Annotated in this window: 17 protein-coding genes; 9 read left to right on the forward strand and 8 right to left on the reverse strand. The window is 44.7% G+C overall.

The genetic code is table 11. The features are described from left to right. Positions 1 to 188 precede the first annotated feature (188 nt). A complete protein-coding gene (locus tag P2G54_RS08005; RefSeq protein ID WP_275869947.1) occupies positions 189 to 1376 on the reverse strand; it encodes a histidinol-phosphatase in 1188 nt (395 codons plus the stop codon). Between the two features lie 524 nt (positions 1377 to 1900). Beyond that, positions 1901 to 2188 carry a hypothetical protein gene (locus tag P2G54_RS08010; RefSeq protein WP_275869948.1) on the reverse strand — a complete coding sequence of 96 codons (288 nt, stop codon included), beginning with the start codon at positions 2186 to 2188 and terminating at the stop codon, positions 1901 to 1903. Positions 2189 to 3110: 922 nt separating this feature from the next. Between P2G54_RS08010 and P2G54_RS08015 the strand changes: the two genes are divergently transcribed. The 3 genes from P2G54_RS08015 to P2G54_RS08025 all read left to right on the forward strand — a co-directional run bounded on the left by P2G54_RS08015 (position 3111) and on the right by P2G54_RS08025 (position 4819). Then, positions 3111 to 3560, forward strand: a complete 450-nt coding sequence (locus P2G54_RS08015; protein WP_275869950.1) for a GNAT family N-acetyltransferase — start codon at positions 3111 to 3113, stop codon at positions 3558 to 3560. Positions 3561 to 3848: 288 nt separating this feature from the next. Further along, entirely contained in the window at positions 3849 to 4121 is a 273-nt protein-coding gene (locus P2G54_RS08020; RefSeq protein WP_275869952.1) for a hypothetical protein, read from the forward strand. 248 nt (positions 4122 to 4369) lie between these two features. Further along, positions 4370 to 4819 carry a GNAT family N-acetyltransferase gene (locus P2G54_RS08025; RefSeq protein WP_275869954.1) on the forward strand — a complete coding sequence of 150 codons (450 nt, stop codon included), beginning with the start codon at positions 4370 to 4372 and terminating at the stop codon, positions 4817 to 4819. 1350 nt (positions 4820 to 6169) lie between these two features. On the opposite strand, the gene P2G54_RS08030 is transcribed toward P2G54_RS08025, so the two are convergent. Continuing rightward, on the reverse strand, positions 6170 to 6955 hold the full coding sequence (locus P2G54_RS08030; protein ID WP_275869955.1) for a DUF2490 domain-containing protein: 786 nt from the start codon (positions 6953 to 6955) through the stop codon (positions 6170 to 6172). A gap of 783 nt (positions 6956 to 7738) precedes the next feature. On the opposite strand from P2G54_RS08030, the gene P2G54_RS08035 reads away from it, so the two are divergent. The 4 genes from P2G54_RS08035 to P2G54_RS08050 all read left to right on the forward strand — a co-directional run bounded on the left by P2G54_RS08035 (position 7739) and on the right by P2G54_RS08050 (position 11730). Next, the gene (locus P2G54_RS08035; protein WP_275869957.1) at positions 7739 to 8209 is read left to right on the forward strand and encodes a hypothetical protein; all 471 of its coding nucleotides are present in this window, start codon (positions 7739 to 7741) and stop codon (positions 8207 to 8209) included. Positions 8210 to 8740: 531 nt separating this feature from the next. Beyond that, entirely contained in the window at positions 8741 to 9205 is a 465-nt protein-coding gene (locus P2G54_RS08040; protein ID WP_275869959.1) for a very short patch repair endonuclease, read from the forward strand. A gap of 118 nt (positions 9206 to 9323) precedes the next feature. Continuing rightward, positions 9324 to 10544 carry a DNA (cytosine-5-)-methyltransferase gene (gene dcm, locus P2G54_RS08045; RefSeq protein ID WP_275869960.1) on the forward strand — a complete coding sequence of 407 codons (1221 nt, stop codon included), beginning with the start codon at positions 9324 to 9326 and terminating at the stop codon, positions 10542 to 10544. Further along, on the forward strand, positions 10525 to 11730 hold the full coding sequence (locus P2G54_RS08050) for a type II restriction endonuclease (protein WP_275869962.1): 1206 nt from the start codon (positions 10525 to 10527) through the stop codon (positions 11728 to 11730). Before dcm ends, P2G54_RS08050 begins: the two co-directional genes overlap by 20 nt. A gap of 12 nt (positions 11731 to 11742) precedes the next feature. Here the strand turns inward: P2G54_RS08050 and smc are convergent, their stop codons facing one another. Beyond that, the gene (gene smc / locus P2G54_RS08055; protein WP_275869964.1) at positions 11743 to 15282 is read right to left on the reverse strand and encodes a chromosome segregation protein SMC; all 3540 of its coding nucleotides are present in this window, start codon (positions 15280 to 15282) and stop codon (positions 11743 to 11745) included. Between the two features lie 139 nt (positions 15283 to 15421). Between smc and P2G54_RS08060 the strand changes: the two genes are divergently transcribed. Both P2G54_RS08060 and P2G54_RS08065 read left to right on the forward strand, forming a co-directional pair. Further along, positions 15422 to 15925: a hypothetical protein gene (locus tag P2G54_RS08060; RefSeq protein ID WP_275869965.1), complete on the forward strand. Its 504-nt coding sequence runs from the start codon at positions 15422 to 15424 to the stop codon at positions 15923 to 15925. 305 nt (positions 15926 to 16230) lie between these two features. Next, positions 16231 to 17142 carry a WYL domain-containing protein gene (locus P2G54_RS08065; protein WP_275869967.1) on the forward strand — a complete coding sequence of 304 codons (912 nt, stop codon included), beginning with the start codon at positions 16231 to 16233 and terminating at the stop codon, positions 17140 to 17142. A gap of 48 nt (positions 17143 to 17190) precedes the next feature. Here P2G54_RS08065 and P2G54_RS08070 read toward each other — a convergent pair whose 3' ends face one another. From P2G54_RS08070 to P2G54_RS08085, 4 genes are all read right to left on the reverse strand, one after another. Then, entirely contained in the window at positions 17191 to 19287 is a 2097-nt protein-coding gene (locus P2G54_RS08070; protein WP_275869969.1) for a M28 family peptidase, read from the reverse strand. A gap of 3 nt (positions 19288 to 19290) precedes the next feature. Next, positions 19291 to 20454, reverse strand: a complete 1164-nt coding sequence (locus P2G54_RS08075) for a C40 family peptidase (protein WP_275869971.1) — start codon at positions 20452 to 20454, stop codon at positions 19291 to 19293. A gap of 85 nt (positions 20455 to 20539) precedes the next feature. Beyond that, positions 20540 to 21841, reverse strand: a complete 1302-nt coding sequence (locus P2G54_RS08080) for an amidohydrolase family protein (protein WP_275869972.1) — start codon at positions 21839 to 21841, stop codon at positions 20540 to 20542. 21 nt (positions 21842 to 21862) lie between these two features. Beyond that, entirely contained in the window at positions 21863 to 23245 is a 1383-nt protein-coding gene (locus P2G54_RS08085) for an amidohydrolase family protein (protein WP_275869974.1), read from the reverse strand.

Genomic DNA, 23245 nt, shown 5'->3' on the forward strand with positions numbered 1-23245 from the left:
TCCTGCAAATCAGGACCATTGTTCCTTTATTTTTCTCCCAAAACTTCAAAGCACGGCCCATGATCCAATTCATATTCGGATCGGGGAAGCCAGGTGGGATCATTGATGAATTTTATTTGATTGTAAAATTGACAAAAAAGGGACCTGACATCGAACTTAAAATCTTCAACATACAAGCGACTACCTTCTTATCTTTTCATCACCGGCTGAATCCAAGCTTCCTCCATATCTCCCGGACGGTAGGGATTTTCCTTGGATTTAGAGGAAGTAACCTTGGCTCTGACATAGAGATCATCTTCCTCCAAGGTATAGGAGCCTTCAGTTCCCTGAATTTCACTGAGCAATATTCCCGCCTGCTCCGGATTGGATTTTTTCGTTCCAAAAAAGCGTATGGTATAAGTCACCCCTTCCTCAGGCTTTACGGTTATCCTCAGACTCTTTCCGTTGAATTTCACCTGATGGATAAGAACGCCTGTACTGGAATAAAATTCCCCGGCTTCCATCGCCTCAATCAGGTCTTTAGGGCTGAGGGATTTGGACCAAACCTCCACCCAGCCTCTGCCCGGATTGCTTTGTTTTCCTCCAAACACATGGTAATGATGTGCATCGTCCACGGCCAATCCATAGAGTAGGGGCTTCCCGGCTTGGAGATAAGATACCTGAACCCGATCCCATAGGGCTTCCATACTTGGGCGAAGGCTGTCTCCGTAATTGTGGACGTCGGGATGACCGTTGTAAACCTCAAAGAAACGTTCTCCATTCAAGCTCATCATATCTTCCGGAGTAATGGCCCAGACAAAATTCGGGTGATTGATATGCAAAAACATGGGGTGTCCTGTGGCTTCTCGTTGCTGTTTTACCAGGTCAAGATTTCTCTGCAAAACCTCAGAAACGGAATTTCCCGTTGCCGGCTCAATGTATTCCTGAATATTGGTCACATTCATATGTAGGGGTTTCTGCTCAAACTTGGCCGTGACTTCCTCTGAGGGGATTATGAGAAACTTCTCCTTTTCCTCAAAAAGGGAGCGGTATTCTTCCAGGGTTTTCAATCGCACATGAAGCCTTCCTGCTGAGTCGGTTTTAGACTCCACCCATTCTTTTCCATACTTGTTGAGGTAATTTTCATAGGCTTGTTCATGCATGGGTGACTTGGGAATGAGTTTCCACTTTTCTCCTTCCTGCAGGGTATTATGATCGGAAAGCACGGCAAAATCGTAGCCTTGGGTCTTGTACCAATCCATAATCATTTCCGGGTAATCGTCCCCGTCGCTCCAATAGGAATGAGTGTGGAGATTTCCTTTGTACCATTCCTTATGGGTGGAGCAGGAGAGAAGGCCAAGAAGAAGAAAGCTAAGGATGGAGAGAGCGTATTTCATTGGATCAGGTTTTTTGGGGTGAATTAGGTTTTTAAACCTTTGAATTCAAGTGCTTGGTCTTATAGGTCCTTTCCTGAAAGTAAGAAAAATTTATAGGTTAAATCGAGTCTTTATCATTTTCCTAAAGTTCAATCAAAAGGTTTCTTTATATGATCTTTTGGCTTGACCACCCGCGGCCAATTCAGCCCACCGCGCAGGCAAAGACGATGATATTGGGAAAATATTCAAGTGAAATTTTTGTTTTCCAGACAGGTTGCTAAGGAAATTAAGGTTTGATTTTTATTTAACGTTCTTTTGGCTTGACCCAAAAGAACCAAAAGGTCAAGACGCAGCCAAGCTTCCACGCGCAAACCCTACCCACACCCCGCTGCTGCGTCCACCCACCGCACCTGTCTATACTTTAGGGGGAGAATGATTTAGAATTGTGTAGAGTTGGCCCTTCGCGGTCAATTTCTGGGACTGGGTGTAGTTTGCAACTACACCCAACTATTCTGACCAATTTGTAATTGGAAAACCAACCTAAATCACCAGTAATCCACGTCTATCAGGCCTCGAAGTCCAAAATAATTTCTGGCACTGGAATATAAATAATCTTCTTCCTTTTCCACCAACCCTGCTCTTACGGGGTTTTCATGAATATATTTCATCCGGCCTTCAATCATTTCAGGCCTGTATAGTTCAATTGCATGATTTTCATGCGTCCAAAACTGTAAATCACCTGAGCGTTTATTGAATTCGGCATGGTATTCAAAAATCATCTTCAGCCATTCCCTGCGGCTTTCCTGTGGGATAAGCTTCTCCCATAAAATCATGTTTTCCGAAAGCAGCAAATTACAAATTTGTTCGAATAGAAAGGTGTAGTTGAAAACTACACCTAGTCCTAACCATATTCCTTCTATTCCCAGAGGAGTAGAATGATTTAGAATTGTGTAGAGTTGGCCCTTCGCGGTTAATTTCCACTGGAAATTGTCTGATCGCTCAGTCCCTATTTGGCTTCAAAAAGGGACAAGTCATATTAGGACTGATGTTTTCCAGAAAGGTTGCTAAGGAAATTAAGGTTTGATTTTTATTTAACGTTCTTTTGGCTTGACCCAAAAGAACCAAAAGGTCAAGACGCAGCCAAGCTTCCACGCGCAAACCCTACCCACACCCCGCTGCTGCGTCCTCCCACCGCACCCCTCCGAACCATGCTTTGGGTGGTTAAGTAGGAAATTGTGTAGAGTAGAGCTTGTTGTAATTGTAGGGAAGGCCCTTCGGGATTTTCGGTTTTTTCGAGCTTCGGAAAGCCGTTAAGAAAATGGCTTAGCGCCGAGCTTGTCTCGGTGATCCAGCCATTTTTAGGTTTGGAGAAGGAGAAAAAATCCATCCTAAACGAAAGTCTGTGAACATCTAAAATCAATCAGGATGGAAGAAAAGACCGGGGCCGAAAGCTTTTCCTACGCGCATCCCGGCCCTTCGCGGTCAATTTCCACTGGAAATTGTCTGATCGCTCAGTCCCTATTTGGCTTCAAAAAGGGACAAGTCATATAAGGACTGATGTTTTCCAGATAGGTTACTAAGGAAATTAAGGTTTGATTTTTATTTAACGTTCTTTTGGCTTGACCTAGGACCGAGCGTAAAAAAATGTCCACTGGACATTTTTAGCGAGGAGCCCGGAGCAGGGAAGGCCGGGCAATGGCAAAAGGCAACATGTACTATATTTGGAGTTAAATCTAAACACCCATTCCCAATTCCATGAATATCACCCATACAGTCAAAGGCTTTTATGAACTCTCCCAGGATGAATTGTACGACTTGCTTCGATTAAGAAGTGAAGTGTTTGTGGTGGAGCAAAACTGTGTCTTTCTGGATCAGGACAACAAGGATCAAAAATGCCACCATCTGCTTTTGTATCAGGAGGGGCAGTTGGTTGGCTATTGCCGGATCGTTCCTGCGGGAATATCCTATGAGGAAGTAGCCATTGGACGGGTGGTAACTGCCCCTAGTGCCAGAGGAAAAGGGTTTGGAAGAAAAGTCATGGAACTAGGGATTGAAGCCTGTCAGAATCTTTATGGACCCTGTGACATCCGTTTAGGCGCTCAAACCTACGCCTTGGGTTTTTATGAATCCCTGGGTTTCCAGACCGAAGGGGAGGTGTATGATGAAGATGGGATTGAGCATATTGAGATGGTGAGGAAGGGTTGAAGGTTCTAAATGTGGGTGAGGGGTCAATGGCCTCTATTTTTTTCACCAATCGGGACGGTTCCTATTTGGCTTCAAAAAGGGACAAGTCATATTAGGACTGATGTTTTCCAGAAAGGTTGCTAAGGAAATTAAGGTTTGATTTTTATTTAACGTTCTTTTGGCTTGACCCAAAAGAACCAAAAGGTCAAGACGCAGCCAAGCTTCCACGCGCAAACCCTACCCACACCCCGCTGCTGCGTCCTCTCACCGCACCCCTCCGAACCATGCTTTGGGTGGTTAAGTAGGAAATTGTGTAGAGTAGAGCTTGTTGTAATTGTAGGGAAGGCCCTTCGGGATTTTCGGTTTTTTCGATTTCGAAAAGCCGTAAGAAAATGGCTTAGCGCCGAGCTTGCCTCGGTGATCCAGCCATTTTTAGGCTTGGAGAAGGAGAAAAAATCCATCCTCAACGAAAAACAGGGATTTAGGATTATCCTTGCAGGATGGAAGAAAAGACCGGGGCCGAAAGCTTTTCCTACGCGCATCCCGGCCCTTCGCGGTCAATTTCCACCGGAAATTGTCTGATCGCTCAGTCCCTATTTGGCTTCAAAAAGGGACAAGTCATATAAGGACTGATGTTTTCCAGATAGGTTACTAAGGAAATTAAGGTTTGATTTTTATTTCCTGTTCTTTTGGCTTGACCTAGGACCGAGCGTAAAAAAATGTCCACTGGACATTTTTAGCGAGGAGCCCGGAGCAGGGAAGGCCGGGCAATGGCAAAAGGCAACATGTACTATATTTGGAGTTAAATCTAAACACCCATTCCCAATTCCATGAATATCACCCATACAGTCAAAGGCTTTTATGAACTCTCCCAGGATGAATTGTACGACTTGCTTCGATTAAGAAGCGAAGTGTTTGTGGTGGAACAAAACTGTGTCTTCCTGGATCAGGACAACAAGGATCAAAAATGCCATCATCTGCTTTTGTATCAGGAGGGGCAGTTGGTTGGTTATTGCCGGATCGTTCCTGCGGGAGTATCCTATGAGGAAGTAGCCATTGGACGGGTGGTAACTGCCCCAAGTGCCAGAGGAAAAGGGTACGGAAGAAAAGTCATGGAATTAGGGATTGAAGCTTGTCAGAATCTCTATGGATCCTGCGACATCCGTTTAGGTGCTCAAACCTACGCCTTGGGCTTTTACGAATCCCTGGGTTTCAAGACCGAAGGGGAGGTGTATGATGAAGATGGGATTGAGCATATTGAGATGGTTAGGAAGGGTTGAAGGTTCTAAATGTGGGTGAGGGGTCAATGGTCTCTATTTTTTTCACCAATCGGGACGGTTCCTATTTGGCTTCAAAAAGGAAAAGTCAAATAAGGACTGTTGGTTTCCTGATAGGTTGCTAAGGAAATTAAGGTTTGATTTTTATTTAACGTTCTTTTGGCTTGACCCAAAAGAACCAAAAGGTCAAGACGCAGCCAAGCTTCCACGCGCAAACCCTACCCACACCCCGCTGCTGCGTCCACCCACCGCACCTGTCTTTACTATAGGGGTAGAATGATTTAGAATTGTGTAGAGTTGGCCCTTCGCGGTCAATTTCCACTGGAAATTGTCTGATCGCTCAGTCCCTATTTGGCTTCAAAAAGGAACAAGTCAAATAAGGACTGATGTTTTCCTGATAGGTTGCTAAGGAAATTAAGGTTTGATTTTTATTTAACGTTCTTTTGGCTTGACCCAAAAGAACCAAAAGGTCAAGACGCAGCCAAGCTTCCACGCGCAAACCCTACCCACACCCCGCTGCTGCGTCAGCCCACCGCGCAGGCAAAGACGATGATATTGGGAAAATATTCAAGTGAAATTTTTGTTTTCCGTTTAAAGAAGGCCCTTCGGGATTTTCGGTTTTTTCGATTTCGAAAAGCCGTTAAGAAAATGGCTTAGCGCCGAGCTTGCCTCGGTGATCCAGCCATTTTTAGGCATTGAGAAGGAGAAAAAATCCATCCTCAACGAAAAACAGGGATTTAGGATTATCCTTGCAGGATGGAAGAAAAGACCGGGGCCAAAAGCTTTTCCTATGCGCATCCCTGCCCTTCGCGGTCAATTTCCACTGGAAATTGTCTGATCGCTCAGTCCCTATTTGGCTTCAAAAAGGAACAAGTCAAATAAGGACTGATGTTTTCCAGATAGGTTGCTAAGGAAATTAAGGTTTGATTTTTATTTAACGTTCTTTTGGCTTGACCCAAAAGAACCAAAAGGTCAAGACGCAGCCAAGCTTCCACGCGCAAACCCTACCCACACCCCGCTGCTGCGTCCTCCCACCGCACCTGTCTTTACTATAGGGGTAGAATGATTTAGAATTGTGTAGAGTTGGCCCTTCGCGGTCAATTTCCACTGGAAATTGTCTGATCGCTCAGTCCCTATTTGACAGCAAAAAGTAAATAATCCAAAAGCGATTGAAGACTTCCAGACAGGTTACTAGTTAGAGATGGGATCATTCTTTAATAAAACCATGAATTGGTCGAATAAAGGAAATGAGGAAAAAGGAAAAAGGCCAAAGGGTAAAGAAAACCCAGAATTCAGGACTCAGAACCCACAACCCACAACTCACAACCTACAACCCCCAACTTAAAACCTCCTTCAACTTCCTCCTCCTCTAAAATCCAATTGATGCTTGACTTGGAGCCAAAAAACATCACTCAACTTGTATTCAGAAGGCAGGGAGGTGGAGCCAAACTGCCGGTTCCAGGTAAAGGAAAAGGTCAGATTCTTGCTGTATTGCAGTCCCGGACTGAGGATAAAGCGGTTTTGGTCAAAGACATTGTGGGTAACTTCCTGTCCTGCATTCAGAAAAATCTCATCCCCAAAAGCCAGAACGAGTTTGCGGTCCGGATGGGTTGGGGACAACTGAAAGAGGGGAATCCTCGCCATCAGAGCGTAGCGAAAGCGGTAATTGAAGGCCGTGGGATCCTGTACTTCCCCGTCCAATACCTCCTTGAAGAAGCGTTCTTCCGCCCGGATCCGCTGACTGATCCCCAGACGCTGCCATTTGTTTTTGATCAGGATTTCCTGATAGGGGCGGTATTCGATTTTGTTTTTCTTGTTCCCCGAGTAGAAACCCAAATGCGCAAAGCCTGCCGAAACCCGGATCATGGGAGAGAGGTAATAGCCCGCGCCTGTACGGATGATGTATTGGGAAGGGTCGTTAATGGCATTTTTCCATCTAAATCCACCGTCAATAAGAAATGACCAGGAATCGCTGAGCTTGCTTTCATGGTAGTACTGCATCCATTGCTGACTGTCCTTGGAGACATTTTTTTCCTGTGCCAAAAGAGGAGCCGAGCCAAGCAATAGCAAAAGAAGAATTCCAGGGAGTTTGGAAGAAAAAGAAAACCATAGACTGGAGGAAGCAGGGAAACTGGGCATAAAGGAAAACGGCTTTGCATCCGACAAGGGCCTGATGCTGGGATGGGTGATTGAGGTGATTGATATGAAAGCTAACAGGAGATTTTTCCTGCTTGTTCCTGAATGCAAAAGTTCTTTTAAAATTTTCAGAAAGTCTACTGATTTTTTTCCGAGCCGGTCTTCTCTCAGCACCTCCAAAGTTCCAAGTATAGGCTGGGTGGAATGACAAAAATCCCTAAAATAATCGGGCTTAGTCTGGAAACTTCGCTCAGATACACTCCTATTTAATAATCAATCATATATTACTCCCAGCTGTGGATTGGAGGTTTTCAGACGGGTAGCTAAGGAAATCAAGGTTTGATTTTTATTTAACGTTCTTTTGGCTTGACCCAAAAGAACCAAAAGGTCAAGAATTGGCTAAGCTCCTTCCGCACAAATCAACCGCACCCCCGCGGCCAATTCAGCCCACCGCGCCAATAAAGTCGATGATATTAGAAAAATATTTAAGTGAAATCTTTGTTTTCGGGTTAAGGTAGGCCTTAAGGGACCTTTTTTGCTTCAAAAAGGGACAAGTCCAAAAGGGATTGGAGACTTCCAGACGGGTAGCTAATTACCACAAGATTAGACTTTTATGTTCACCACGAATTGGTCGAATTAGAGAAAAAAAAAGGGAAAAGGGAAAGAAATCCTGGAATTCAGGACTCAGAACCTAGGCCCTTTCGACCATGCTTTGCTTTTTTAGTTTTGAATTACTAACTTCTTCGACATTTTCAAATTTATTGTTTTACTAAACTCATTTTTACCATGGAAAACAAGATTTCCATTGAGATCCCAGCGGCGGATCTCCAAGCTGCCAAAGCAGCCCTTGAGCAGGTGCAAAGTATTTTAGCACCTTTTGTGATTGCCCTCACTCCGGATCAGCGGAAGACCATTCCGAAGATGAGTGATGGCACGGAACCTTTCGTCGGAAAGGTAGCAGAGTATGCAGTGAGCGATCCCCAATTTATGCCTCCTTTTGTGCCTCAGGAGGAATTTAAAAAGGATTGGGAGGCCGTCAGTGGTCTACTACCCCTGCTAAGACTCTGCATGCAGATCGAGGACACCCTCAGTGATACCACCATGCTGGCAGGCTCGGAAGCTTATGTCAGTGCGCTGAGCTATTACAATTCAGTCAAGCAGGCCGCGAAGATCAATGTCCCGGATGCCAAAGCCATCTACGAGGACCTACGCAAGCGCTTCGAGGGACAGGGAAAAAGGACCAACTCCAATCCCTGAGGACTGAGGATTTTGCCTGAGTGAACTTAATACAGGGACCGGATGCGAAAGCATCCGGTTTTTTTGTGAATTGACTAGTAAAAAGTAAACCAACAACCGCCTCAAAAGGAACAGCAGTCCCCAAAAAAGCGAACCGGAATACCTCCGAAAACAACTAGTTCGCCTCGGAAGCGAAAAAGTTCATCAAATCGGTGAACAAATTCGTCAAATCGGCAAACTTTTTCGTCCATCCGGCGAACTGGTTTGTAAAAAAGGCGAACTAGTTTAGCAAAGTGGCGAAACTTTTCATCAAATCGGCGAACCACTTCATCGATCAGGCGAACTAGTTTCTCTCCAAGGCGAACTGGTTTGTAAAAAAGGCGAAGTTGAGGGCTTCTGAAGTGGGAGGGGGTACTTGGGAAGTGGGGAGGGGTACTTCCGAAGTACCCTATTGATTGAATTTAATGAGCTGTAAAGAAATGGAATTTGTTAGGGACACTTTTTGACCTCATTAGTAGTTGATAAAATAATCCCATTGATTATTTTGAATAAGTGAGTTCCAAACCTTACATAAAACCAAAAGTAGCAGTCCCGAAGTTTTCGGAAGAAAATGGATTCTATACTACGGAGAAGAGGTCTTATAACATGTCCCAGATCCGCTCCAAAGGGACCAAGCCTGAAATACTTCTAAAGAAAGCTTTGTGGGATGCTGGAATCCGATATAAAACCCCTAAAAAGAAACTTTTTGGCAACCCGGATATCAGCTTAAAAAAATACAAGCTGGTGATTTTTGTAGATGGCTCATTCTGGCATGGTTATGATTGGGAAAACAGAAAGGATTCCATCAAATCCAACCGGGAATTTTGGATAGCCAAGATCGAACGGAATATGCAACGGGATCAGGAAATTAATGCCTACTACCAATCAAAAGACTGGACAGTTTTGCGGTTTTGGGATTTTGAGCTTAAGAGGGAGTTAGGTACTTGCCTCAAGCTAATCTTTGATCATTTAGGTTAAATTCTTTGACAATACCTGAGAATGTCTTTGCATTCAAATGTCGACTATAGTCGACAATTTTTTACATTTGGAATATCCAAAAGAAAATTTTTGGAAAGCATTCTCAAATGATTAAAAAATGTCAATAAAGTACTCTGAGCTAAAAAGAAAGCTTAAAATCGATATTAAGAAACCTGAGCAAACTGAATTAGCTAACCTTACTCATTTTTTCCAATCTACTACTGCCGAACAACGAGACCATTTTGAAAATGCTGCATTAGATTATTTAGAAAAATTCGATGATGTTGTTGAGGAGCCTTGGTACCAAGGAATTCTGCCTATAAAATGGGATGTTCCTTTCCCTCCGCCAGAAAGGCCTAAATTTACTTTTATAGATTTATTCGCAGGAATAGGTGGTTTTAGAATGGCTTTTCAAAATTTGGGAGGAAAGTGTGTTTTTACCAGTGAATGGAATCATTATGCACAAAAAACCTATGAGGCAAATTTTGGTGAAGTTCCTTTTGGTGATATTACAAAGGTGCCAGAAACTGAAATCCCAGAACATGATATTTTGATTGGAGGCTTTCCTTGTCAACCATTTTCAATTGCGGGGGTTTCCAAAAAGAATGCACTTGGTAGAAACCATGGATTTTTAGATGAGACACAAGGGACTTTGTTTTTTGATATAGCAAGAATTATCCGTGAAAAAAGACCAAAAGCTTTTTTATTGGAAAATGTAAAGAATTTGGTTTCCCATGATAAGGGCAAAACATTCAAGGTAATTTCGGAGACTTTAAAGGAATTGGGTTATTCCATTCATTATAAAGTTTTGGATGGGAAGTACTTTGTTCCACAGCATAGAGAGAGAATCCTAATTGTAGGATTCAATAACGATGATTTTGGACAAAATGAAATCTTTGAATTTCCAGAAATGCCTGAAAAACCTCCTATGGTTATTGAAGATATTCTTGAGAAAGAAGTCGAAGATAAATACACGCTCACAGATAAATTATGGGATTATCTTCAGCGATATGCCCAAAAACATAAAGCTGCCGGTAATGGATTTGGGTTTGGGTTGGTTGATTTTGATGGGATATCACGTACTTTAAGTGCGAGGTACTATAAAGATGGGTCTGAAATTTTAATTCCTCAGCATGGTAAAAATCCAAGAAGGTTGACGCCTAGAGAATGTGCAAGGCTTCAAGGATACCCTGAAAATTTCGTGATTCCTGTATCTGATACCCAAGCTTACAAGCAATTTGGAAATTCGGTAGTAATGCCCCTAATGCAAGAGGTGGGAAAATCGATTTTGAATACAATTAAGAATTTTAAATCAAATAATGTCAAATCCACTATCTAAGTTTTTTGTCGCAGCTGGAGCAAAAAGATTAAGTGCTGTTGAAACGCGGCCAGACACATCAAATCAGCATGAATTCAATGGGGTAGTTGGGTTTAAAAATTTTTTTGGTTCTGAAAGAATTACTTTTGATACTGATTTTCTGTATTTAGCTGACGAAGAGGAGAAAGAAATTCTAGAAAAAGGCCATCTTACTTGGTATGATGCTAGGGAAAATCATCCGACAAGGACTGAATTCCGACTGTATTACAGTACCAATAATCCTATGAAAGAAGCCCAAGAAGAGGATATGGTGATTATAGCCAAGACTGCTGAGGACAAATTATTGGTGGTGATTTGTCCTAAAGGCTCAACGCATGAAAGCCAACTTTTGTGGTTATTTGGGCTTGAAGAATCAGAGAATAGGTTTATTGTAAAGGATTATTCAGAACAAAGGGCTGAGTTGGGATATGCTGGAAAAACGATAATATCTTCTTTGGGTCTGGAGATAGAAGAGGAGGAGCCGGATTATTTGGAGGATATGCTGAAAAGGTTCGGTAATAAACTTCCCTCAACATTCATTTTTTCTGAATATGCTAGGGAAACATTAAAAAATGAGGTTTCGCCAATTGAAAACCCAGATGATACACTAATCGCATGGATGGAATGGGAGGAAAGGCTTTTCCGAACATTTGAAAAATATCAAGTTCAAATTAAACTAAAGGAAGGTTTTGGAAAGGATGGTTTGGATGTCGATGATTTCATAAGTTTTTCTCTAAGTGTTCAAAACAAAAGAAAATCAAGAGCAGGATATGCCTTTGAGAATCATTTAGCAGAAATTTTCAATGTTAACTCTATTTTATATACTAGAGGTGCAAAGACTGAACGAAATAATAAACCAGATTTTTTATTTCCTGGAATAAAAGAATATTTCGACAAAGATTTTCCGACTGAACTTTTAACTATGCTTGGTTTAAAAACGACAGCAAAAGACCGTTGGAGACAAATTATTCCTGAGGCTGATAGAATATCTTTAAAACATTTGATTACCCTTGAGCCTGCAATAAGTAAGAATCAAACCAATGAGATGAAGGAACAATCAGTTCAGTTAGTAATTCCTGCTAATATTTTTCCAACATATTCAAAGGAACAACAGGTTGAGTTTCTATCTCTTTCAGATTTTATTCAATTGGTCAGAAATAGGCGATAAAATTAAATTAACCTACGCCAACTCCCTTAAATCCACCGGCACCACTCTTGAAACCCCTGCTTCGATCATCGTAATCCCATAGATAATATCCGTGCTGGCCATGGTGCGCTTGTTGTGCGTCACGATGATAAACTGGCTCTCGGAGCTGAACTGCTGGATGATCTGGTTGAACTTGTCAATATTGGCATCGTCCAAAGGTGCATCCACTTCGTCAAAAATACAGAAGGGCGCAGGCTTCAGCAGGTAGATGGAGAAGAGTAGGGAAGTGGCCGTAAGAGTCTTCTCCCCACCGCTCAGCTGATTGATGGTAAGGGGACGCTTGCCCTTGGGCTTGGCCATGATCTCGATGCTGCTCTCCAGAGGATTGTCCGGATCGGTGAGTTTGAGGTCACAGTCATCCTGCTCGGTAAAGAGGGAGCGGAATACCCGGATGAAGTTTTCCTTGATCTTTTCGAAGGCCTCCAAAAAGGTCTCCTTGGCTACCTGATCGATCTCGGAAATGGTGGTCAGCAGGGATTCTTTGGCCTTGATCAGGTCTTCCTTTTGGGTAGTGATGAAATCATAGCGGATTTTGATCTCGTCATAGGCCTCCATGGCCATGGGGTTGATCGGTCCGATTTTTTCCAGTTTGTCCTTTTGCTTCTGCACCAAAGCCCGCAGGTCTTCCTCGGAGAAGTCCAAGAATTCGGGATCCAGGTCTGGGTTTTCCTCCATCAGCTGATCCAGGTCCAATTCAAACTCCACGCTGAGTCGTTCCTTCATGGAAGCCATTTTCAGCTTGACTTCATTGATCTTGTTTTGGAGTTCCTGTACGAGTTCGTCATGGCTTTCCTTGGCCTTTTGCAGGCTTCGGATCTTCTGGTCGGTCTCATCGATCAGGCCGCGACTGCCGTAATAGTCCTTTTCGGCCTCGGTGACGCCCTGTTCTATGCCTTCTTTCTCGGCGTAAAGTTCGATCAGTTCATCATCCTTGATCTCGTTGTTTTCCAGCAAAGACTTGATTTCCGCATCCAGCTGGCTGAGTTCGGTCTGGGACTTTTCTATGCGTTCCTTGGAACTGTCATATGCGTTCTGCTTGAACTCGATCTCCTGCTCCAGGCTTTTCAGGCGGTTGAGCTGCTGGTGGTAGGAGATGTTTTCCTGGTTGAAGGCCTGGGACTTTTCACTCAGCAGGGCGGATTCTTTTTCCAGCGCCTCATTGAGTTCTTCCAGGTCGATGTGTGCGGCTTCGTATTCGGCCCGTTCCTCGATGAGTTGGGGCTGGATTTCCGCCAGACTTTCTTCCAGCGTGGCGATGCGCTCCAGAATATCCTCCCGCTTGTTGGCATTGGAGCTGAGGAGTTCGGCAAGTTGTTCCTTTTTGGTGCTGATGGACACGTAGGCCTGATTGGTCTCGTTGATGCGGGCCTGTCCTTCCTCCATGGCTTTTTTGTAGCTGACCTCCTTGAGTTTCATGAGATCCGAAAGCTTCTGGTCCAGGTTGGATCGGGTGGAGCTGACCTTTTTGTTGAGCTCCTTGATTTCCTTGTCCAGCTTTTCCAGGTTTTTGGCCCGGCCTATTCTTTTTCCTTCGAAAAGCCCCACAGAGCCTCCGGAAAGGGAGAATTTACGCTTGGTGTATTTGCCGTTTTCGGAGATGAAAATTGCCTCTTTGTCTTCCGGGAATTCCTTGTAATCCCCCTGCACGATGTAGACATTGTCCAGGATAAAATTGATCAGGCGGCTGTATTTGACATCAAATTCTATGATCTCCGTGGCTGCAAGGGCATTGGAGAAAAGCTTGGTTTGGGAAGGTTTGAAGCGCTCAAAATGCTCCAAAACAAAGAAATTGGCCTTGCCCCGTGCGGCATCACTGAGGAGCTGGATGGCGGCAATTGCCTGAGCCTCGGTGTCCACCACATAGTAGTTCATATAGCCCTCCAGGTAATTCTCTATGGTCACGCGGTATTTTTCATCCGTGGTGAGCAAATCGGAGAGGAGGGGGATGTCTTTGCCCCAGGAACTGTTTTTCTTCAGGAACTTGATGGCCTCGGGGAAGCCTTCCAGGTTTTCCACCAAAGATTTGGTGAGGTTGTATTCGTTGGTTTTGGAATCCAGCTTTCGGGAGGACTGGGTGAGTTCTTCCCGGATCATTTCGATCACCCGGTTGCTTTCCTCGATCTTCTGGTCCAGATCTTCCTGCTTGGCCTTGGCCTCCAGAAAATAGCGGTTGGCCTCATCCAGTTCGGCCTTGAGCTCGATGATTTTTTCTTCAAAATCCACCAAACTGGCTTCCTGATGGGAGTCGTCGCTGGAGGTGCGCTCCAGTTCCTGCTTGAGGGTGGAAAGCTGAATCTGCTTGATCTCCAGTTCCTTGCTCATCTGATAGACTTTCTCCTTCAGTTGCTCGAAACTCTGGGCCAGTTGCTTTTGCTGCTGTTGCTTTTCGGACTGGATCAGCTTTTGGCTTTCATAAGCTTCCTTCAATTCGGAAATGATGAGTTCCTTTTCGGCAAAGATCTTTGTCGCGGACTCCATTTCCTGCTGTAGGGAACGGATGCTGAATCCTGCCCGGTCATTGGATTTCCGGTCCGCATCGATTTGCTCACGCAGTTTTTGGGAACGGTCCTCCAGAAAGCGCAGTCTCTCGTTTTTGATCTTTTTCTCCGATTCAAAAGCCCGGATTTTGTTGACGTGCTCGTTGAGGGTTCTCTGACGGCTGGAAAGTAACTTTTCCTTGTTGATCAGTTCCGTTTTCAACTGGGTAAGTTGGGCTTCCTGATCGGCGATTTGGGTTTGGAAACCCAGTTTCCGGTCGGATTCCTCCTGGATTTTCTGGCTGGTTTCCAAAAGAGACTGAGTGTATTTCTCGATGCTCTTTTTGGCCAGATTGATGCTTGCCGTCTTGTATTCGGCTTTGATTTCAAAGTATTTGGAAGCCTGTTTGGCCTGTTTTTCCAGGCTTTTCAGGTTCTTTTCAATTTCATAGAGCAGGTCTTCCACCCGGTCCAGATCCGCATCGGTGTCCTCCAGTTTGCGCAGGGTTTCTTTCTTGCGGTTTTTGAATTTGGAGATCCCTGCAGCTTCTTCGAAAAGCTCCCTTCTGCTGTTGTTTTTGTCATTGAGGAGTTCGTCGATCATCTTGAGTTCGATGATGGCGTAGGAGTTGGAATTGATCCCTGTGTCCATGAAGAGGTTGGTGATGTCCTTCAGGCGGCAGGTCACTCCATTGATCTGGTATTCGCTTTCCCCGCTGCGGTAGTAGCGTCGGGTGATGGTGACGTGGGTGTATTCGGTAGGCAGGAGGTTTTTGGTGTTTTCAAAAGTCAGGGAAACCTCCGCCATATTGGTAGGCTTGCGGTTTTTGGTTCCGTTGAAAATCACGTTTTCCATCTTGTCGGAGCGCAGGGCCCGGGTCTTTTGTTCTCCCAATACCCATCGGATGGCATCCACTACATTGGATTTTCCACAGCCATTTGGGCCGACTACTCCGGTAATTCCCTTGTCAAAATTGATGACCATTTTGTCACCAAAACTCTTGAACCCTTTGATCTCCAGCTTACTGAGTAACATTCAATTTTTGCTTCTTCCTAAAAGCAAACAAAATAGTATCATTTGGAGGATTTGGCAAGGAATAAATTTGAAGTAGGGGAAAGGGGAACGGGAAAAGGAGAAAGGGAAGGAAATTTTCGGTATTGGGATTTTCCAATCCTTGAATTTACCCTATCTTAAGCCCATGGATTTGGGAAATGTCATATATATCCTGGCGGTCATCGCCTATTTTGTCTACCAGGCGACCAAGAAAAAGCGGGCAGAAGGAGAGGAGGAATATCCTGAATCCCAGCCCCCACAACAGCCTCAAGCGCCTAGTTTTGAGGATTTGCTGCGGGAGATCCGGGAAGCCCAAAAGCCCAAACCTGCACCTAAACCCAAGCCGGTGGTAGTTCAGGAAAAAGCGCCAGAACCTAAGAAGACCATTTACAAATCCCTGGAGGACTACGATGATGAAATCAGCTATTACAAGGGGGCCTTTGAAAGTAGTCAGGTAAAGGCTGCCAAAACTTCAGAGGGAATCCCGACCATACCCACCGTGGTGCCGGAGGCCTATGAAAGCAAGCCCAAGCCTAAAAGCCGCTATGCGGATCTCCTGAAAAATCCAGCCACGGTCAAGGATGCTGTGGTCATGAAGGAAATCCTGGACAGAAAGTATTTTTAATTGCGGGGTTAGTACCCAATTTTTTCATATTCCCGGATGCAGACATTCCCTGATTTTCCCTCTGAAATCAGCCGGTAATTTTCCCCCAACCAAACTTCCAGCCTTTCTACATCTTCCCCTTCTTTGGGATAGGCATGAAGGTAGAGATATGCCTTTCCAGATAGGAGTCATTCTGGTTTTGAACATAGGGCTTTGAGTCTTTAGGAAAGATTGGAACTGAGATTTATTTTTTGGCAATATGTGTCAAAGAGAACATGTTTCTGGATCTCTTTCCTATTTTTAAACTCATTTTAAAATTCAGGGTAATGGCACAGGCAGGTAAAATCGAACAGCAAAAAATTCTCCGGGTTTTCAAACTCATCAATCTACTTCAGAGCAATATCGGAAAGCCGGTACACCGATTGGCCGAACTGTTGGAAACCGATGAGCGGACGATTTACCGTTATTTCAAGCTCTTGGAGGCGCTGGGCTTCGATATTATAAAGGAATTCAGCAAGTATAAGATACAGGAACGTCCCGGTCAGGAGTCCACGCTCAACTATGGGGTGTTTTCTACCGAGGAAAGCCAATGGCTCAAAAAGCTGATTGATTCCGAAGGAAAAGGGAATTTGCTCAAGGATTCTGTTTTGCAGAAGCTCCAGCTCAGATCTGAATTGAAGCAGGGAACCGATCAGCTTTTTAAGGCGAACCTGGGTCGTATTGTGGATGAAATCGGAAAGGCTGTGCAGGATAAAAAACAAATTTGGCTTAAGGATTATTATTCACTGTCCAGTGATACAACGAGTGACCGACTCGTAGAGCCTGTGGCTTTTACCTCCAACTACGAAGCCATTCATGCCTTTGAACCGGAAAGCAAGAGTATGAAGGTCTTTAAGATTGAGCGGATCGGGGAGGTGGTGATCAGCCAAAGCGGATGGAAGTTTGAAGCCAAACACAAATTGCCCGAGCAACAGCTCTTTGGTTTTACAGGCAGAAAGCGCTTCCATGTGAAATTGAAGCTGAGCAAAAAGGCCTATCAACTCATGTTGGAAGAGCATCCCAATGCCCGTCCTTTTATGGTGATTAAGAACAGAAACCATTACTATTTCGAAGGTGAAATTCCTCAGTTACCGGGTTTGGGGAGGTTTATTTTGGGACTTCCCGGAGAGGTGAAAATAGAAGAGGGAGAGGAGATGAAGGCCTATATTCAGGATCAGTTAAGCCGAGTGGATTTTTAAAGTTAAGGACATAAAAAAAGCCCCTAAAATCAATTAGGGGCTTATTTTTTACAGTTTTTGGGAAAGCTGATCAATCTTTTGACTGAGGTTTAATATGGCAGCTGCATAGCGTGTGTCCCATTCTTCCAGTCGCTCGGTGGAACGAATGGCCACTTCATATTGGATTCCCGGTAAGATCCAGGAAGCATAGCCTGAGAAGGGATCATTGCAGACATAAAGGGATTTGTACCATTCTCCGTAGTACATGCCTTTGGGGTCAATCCAGCTTTTTTCCAGTCCAATCAAGCCCTTGTTGATGTACTTCAGCTTTTTCTTGGAGATTTTCTTTCCTTCAAGGGCTGCGTCCAGTTTTTGCTGATAGGCTGCAGAGCTTGCTTCCAGTTTCGCCAAGGCAGCATTCACCTGATCAAATTCTTTAAAGTTAGGATCGAGAGCCTGAACATTTTTCACGGCCTGTTCGAAATGTCCCTTTAGGTCCTGGGCATAGCGGGGTACATCGTAAGGAATGACATCACCATTGGCCAACCGGAGAGCTACCAAACCGAAGAGCTGGGCAACTGCTCCACCCATTTTGAAACTTGGATCTACGAATTTGCTGTAGTAATGGAAATTGTCATAGTTGGAATGGTAAGGAGTCAAGCCTCCTGTTCCTCCACTCATACTGGGTACACCTACGTGCATGTAGAAGGCAATATGGTCGGATCCTCCACCCAGGTTTCCGATTCTTGGTTCCGCTTGCTTGCCAGCCCAGATTTCATAAACGGTCTTGGCGGAGTCTGGATAGCTCACCTCTTTGGAAGCATCAATGATAAGTTTTTTGAGGGTAGGGGCTGCAGAAGCACCGAAGTTTCTTCCGTTTACTCCTCCGTCAAAATTCATGTAAGTGATGGCTTTTGCTCCCAGTTCATCCCGGAAATGCTCTACCCACTCTGTGGAACCAATTACACCTTGCTCTTCAGCATCCCAGTGGCCGATCAAAATGGATCGATCCGGTCGGTGACCCTGCTTTATCAATTCGCCCAATGCTTCGGATAAGGTCAATAACATGGCTGTTCCGGAGTTGGGATCTGTGGCGCCAAAACTCCAGGCGTCAAAATGGGCTCCCAAGATGATCCATTCATCGGGATTTTTAGCTCCTTTGAAAGTTCCTATGACATTGTTGGCACGGATAAAATCGCTAGGCTGATCTACCATGACGCGGACTTTGAGATTAGAGCCCCCTTCGATCTTGTAATCGAAAGGCAAGCCGCCCTGCCAAGCCTCAGGCACTGCCTGTCCTTCCATTCTGGAAAGGATTTCCTTCGCAGCTCCGTAACCAATTGGAGTTACCGGGATATGGTGCAAAGCCACATCTTTGGGATCCAATCGATCCACTTTTACAGGGCCATCCAAAGGCAATGCAGGCTCATTGGGGGTTAGTGGATCACCGGTCCATTCCAAGGTCAACATGGATCCTCTTTGAATGGTGGTTTCATTGTAATAAGGTCCCTCTGGATAGACTTTTCCTTTGGTGTAGCCGTTGTCTTTGGGATCTGTGTAGACCACCAAACCAATGGCTCCATATTGCTCAGCATATTTTGCTTTGAAGCCTCTGAAGTTTCCTCCATATCGGGCGATCACTACTTTTCCATTCAGATCAACTCCCATCTCTGCCAACTTCTCAAAATCCTCCCGGGTACCGTAGTTCACATAAACGACTTCCGCGGTCACATCCCCACTGCCGGAGAAGGCATTGAAGCCCAAGTGCAGTCTGGGATCAGAAGAAAAGGGATCTTCTTCCAATATCGCTTCCTGCTGGGAAAGGGTCATTTTCACAGGGGAAACGATTTCCAAATGGGATTCTCCCGGATCATTGGGCAGGTACACATCGTAGGGATAGAGTTTTACATCCATGCCTGCATCCTCCATGATTTTGGCCATGTATTGCTGGACCAGCTCATTTTCCGGTGTTCCGGCGATGTGTGGATTTTTGGTGATTTCTTTTAAATGGACCTTGAATCGGTCAAAATTGACGGATTGAAGAAAGGTGCTTTCAATGCTTTTCTGTTTTTCCTGATTTTTAGTCAGGAATCCGTCCTGGGCCTGAGCGGAAAGTGTCAGGGCCACGGTTCCCAATAATAGGGCATACTTGCTTGTGATTTTCATAAATTACTTGCTGGTCAAAAGTTCGGAGACTGAAAGTACTCCATCGGAATTTTTATTGATGATACGCTTGGTACGCAGGTATCGATTGAGTTCGTATTCGTCGTAATTAGGGCTATTGGGGTCAAAACTGGAAATTCTCACTCTTCCTCTGGAATGGATAAATTCTTGATTTCCTATCCACATGCCCACATGAACCACTTTTTCCTTTTGATCCCCAACCGCTTTCTCTCCAAAGAACAGCAGATCGCCAACCTGGAGGTTTTCCCAGTTTTTGTCTGTATCCACTTCTTCTCCTTCATTGACTTGCTGTGAGGCATCGCGGGGTATGATCTTTCCATTGAGGTAAAAAATGGTTTTCGTGAAACCACTGCAATCCACTCCTTTTATGGAGGTTCCTCCCCAGAGATAAGGGATCCCCATCATTTGTTTGGCAGTAGTAATGAGATTTTCGGCACTGGTTTCCCGACTTTCTATCCAATCTGCCCAAGGCATGGCTTCAGTTTTTTCAATATAGCCAGTTCTTCCATCTGGAAGGGAGGCCTTGACCAGGTTTCCGGATTCTTCAAGCGCAGTCAGAATATTACCGGCTACTAGATCAGAAAGCATTTCTGTTTGTTGGCTGTCTGCCCAAATATGTCCTGAAAGTGGGGTATAGACCAATTTGGGACTTACAAACCATTCTGCCAATTCCTCCTCGGTCATTCGGTGAATCCCCGCTTGATCCACCCAGGAAAGGTAGCCGTCGGGAGTTTGCACCAAATACCAGGTGTTTTCTGCTTTCAGGACTTTCAAAGGTGTTCCCAATAGAGCTTGAGTGGCCAGCTCTGCAGAATGCTTGGGCTGACTTCGGATATTGGCTACGGAAATGGTGACCAATGCCCTTGTCTTTTCTCCCAATTCGGCATCGGGTAGGGTAGTGACTGCATTGGTAAACTTCATTCCCTTGGATTCAAGTTCTTTAAGTAGATTTTCAAGAGCCGGAATTTGGTCTGTTTCTCCTTTTAGAGAGTCCTTATCAAAAGTCAGGTCCCAAAGTGCCACCCGTTTATCCGGAGCCACTTCTTTTCTGTAGCTCTCGATTAATCCTTTGATTTGGTCTTCATTCGGGTTGTTGCAGGAGGCAAAAAGAAGGGAAGTGACTACAGTAATGAGGAGAAGTTTTCTCATGGATCAGCAGATTTAGAAAGACAAAACCACAAGTAAGCCTTTACTGAACTAAAGGCTAGCTTGTGGTCTTGAATCCAATTTAAAATTAATGAGTATTCAGGTTAGGAGATCTTTCCAAGAACTCCTGATACAATCTGATGTGTCTGTTTGAAAGTGGAATTCTGTATCCGTTGATGAATACATGCATGATCTGCGAACGAGTCTCAAACGGATCTTCAGTAGCCACGATGAGGTTGGCCACTTTTCCTTGTTCGATGGAACCATATTGATCAGCTACTCCAAGGATTTCAGCTGGATAGATGGTTACCGCTTTCCAGGCTTCCTCTTTGCCCAAGCCGTAAGCTGCTGCAAATGCTGCATGGAAAGGAAGGTTTCTTACATTTTCAGACTCATTGGTACGGATGGCTACTTTCACGCCAGCTTTTGCCATTTTACCGGCATTGCTGTAAGCAGCATCATAACGGTCGGATTGTCTTGTAGGAAGATCCTGAACCGGTCCGGTAATTACCGGGATGCCAGCTTTGGCGATTTCATCCGCAACTCTCCATCCTTCATCCACACCACTGAAGATTACTTTCACATTTTTGTCAGCAACCCATTTGATCGCGTTTTGGATATCAGAAGCGGCATTCACTTCAATCATAAGAGGAAGCTCTCCGGCAATCACTTTTGCCAACTGGGCCATTTCCGGATAGTACTCCAGTTCAGCACCTTTTTGGCTTAATTCATGATAGCTTTTTGCTCTTTCCCAGATTTCATTCGCTTCTTTTTGTGCCTTTTCGTTGTCTTTTTTGATGTCCTCATCAGAGCGTCGGTCAAAACGGCCTCTTCTCGCAGAGCTAGGGAAGTTCATAACAACGGCCTTTGCACCTGCATACATCTGGTCAGGAGTGTATCCGACCAAATTGATCAAAGCAGCCGTTCCAGGGAACAAACCTCCCTGCGGAACAGTCATGACAGTGGTCACACCGGATACGCGGGTTACAGGAACTGCCTCAGTATTCGGGTTAACAGCAGTCAAAGCCTGCATATTGGGAGTGAAGTTTCCTATTTCTGCATAATCAACTGTTTCCGGTACGGAATTGACCTCGACTAGACCCAATTGTGTGCCCCCGTCAATCATTCCGGGATAGATTACCAAACCGCTGCAGTCAATTACCTCTGCATCCGGGGCAGAGATGGAGGTGCCGATTTGGGCAATTTTTCCATTTTCTACCAAAATGGAAGTGTTTTTTAAGGTTCCTTTGGTGATGGTTTCTACAGTAGCATTTTGAAGCAGAAACTTTCCACTGCGGGGCTTAATGAATTCCCCGTCAATCTGTGCCATAGCCATGATAGGCATAAAGGCCAGCAGGAAGGCGAAAAAGGATTTTACTTGTCTTTTCATGTCTTCGTTTTTTCGGGGTGATTAATGATTGGTATGGAATAAAGCATTGGCAGTCTCGAAAAGGAATTCGGTATCCTGCATACATCTGTGGTTTTCCTCCGTGAGCATCACTTCCTCAACCATTTCAGTTGGGCTAACTCTCTGGCGCTGATCATCTTTGTCAGTTTTGATATCAAAGTACTTGATACCATCCACAAAGGTCATCTGTGGTACTGCATAAGAAGAAAGCGGATGTCCTTCGAAAATCACCATGTCAGCTTGCTTTCCAACTTCAAGAGAACCTACCTTATCGTCGATGCCCAATTGCTTGGCAGGGTTGATCGTGATCATGGCCAAAGCTTCTTCGTCAGTAAGTCCACCATAACGCTGAGTTTTGGCAGCCTCATGGTACAGGTGACGGATCAACTCAGCTGAATCAGAGTTGATAGATGTAATGGCGCCATTTCTCTGAAGAATGGCAGCATTGAAGGCAGTGGAATAATACACTTCAAATTTGTAGGCCCACCAGTCAGCAAATACGGAAGCACCCATGGTGTATTGTGCAATTTCCGGAGCCACTTTGAACCCTTCGTTGGTGTGTTGGAAGACGAGTTTGCTGATTCCAAAATCCTTGGCAACATTGATCAGCATGTAGATTTCATCTGCTCGGTAAGAGTGGCAGTGTATAATGATCTTGCCATCTAAGATGTCTACCAAGGTTTGAAGGCGCTCATCATATTCTGGAGCAACCATGGTATTTCCTTTCTGGCTTTTTGCAGCATTATAAGTTTCCCATGCTTTTTTATACTGAAGAGCCTCATTGAAGCCATTTCTCAAAATAGCTTCCACACCCATACGGCTTCTTGGCTGAATGCCATTTCCTCTTCCGTGTACACGGGTTGGGTTTTCACCCAAAGCGAATTTGATAGTTCGAGGCGCGTCCTGCATGATGATATCAGCTGGATCGCTTGAACCCCACCGGTGTTTTAGGGTTGCATTTTGTCCACCGACTACGTTTGCGGATCCGTGCATGGCATGTGATATCGTCACTCCACCTGCCAAAGCTCTGTATAGTCCGACCTCGTATGGGTTGACCACATCCTTCATACGGACTTCGGCGACAATAGGAGAGGTGGCTTCATTGACTACATCCAGTCCTACATGGGAGTGGGCATCGATGATTCCCGGCATAAGGTATTTTCCGGTAGCGTCAATGGTTTGTACTCCGCTTGGTGCATTTAGATTTTGTCCGATCTGCTTGATGATTCCGTCCTGAACGAGGACGTCAGAGTTTTCCAGGTTTCCGTTTGTAACCGTGATTACTGTTGCGTTTTTTATCAATACACTGCCTTTCGGAGTCTGAGCTTCCGCAACTTGCAAACTCAAACCCAGCAATGCAGCAAGAAAATAATTCAGTTTTTTCAT

The organism is Algoriphagus sp. CAU 1675 (assembly GCF_029222925.1).
Taxonomy (GTDB): Bacteria; Bacteroidota; Bacteroidia; order Cytophagales; family Cyclobacteriaceae; genus Algoriphagus.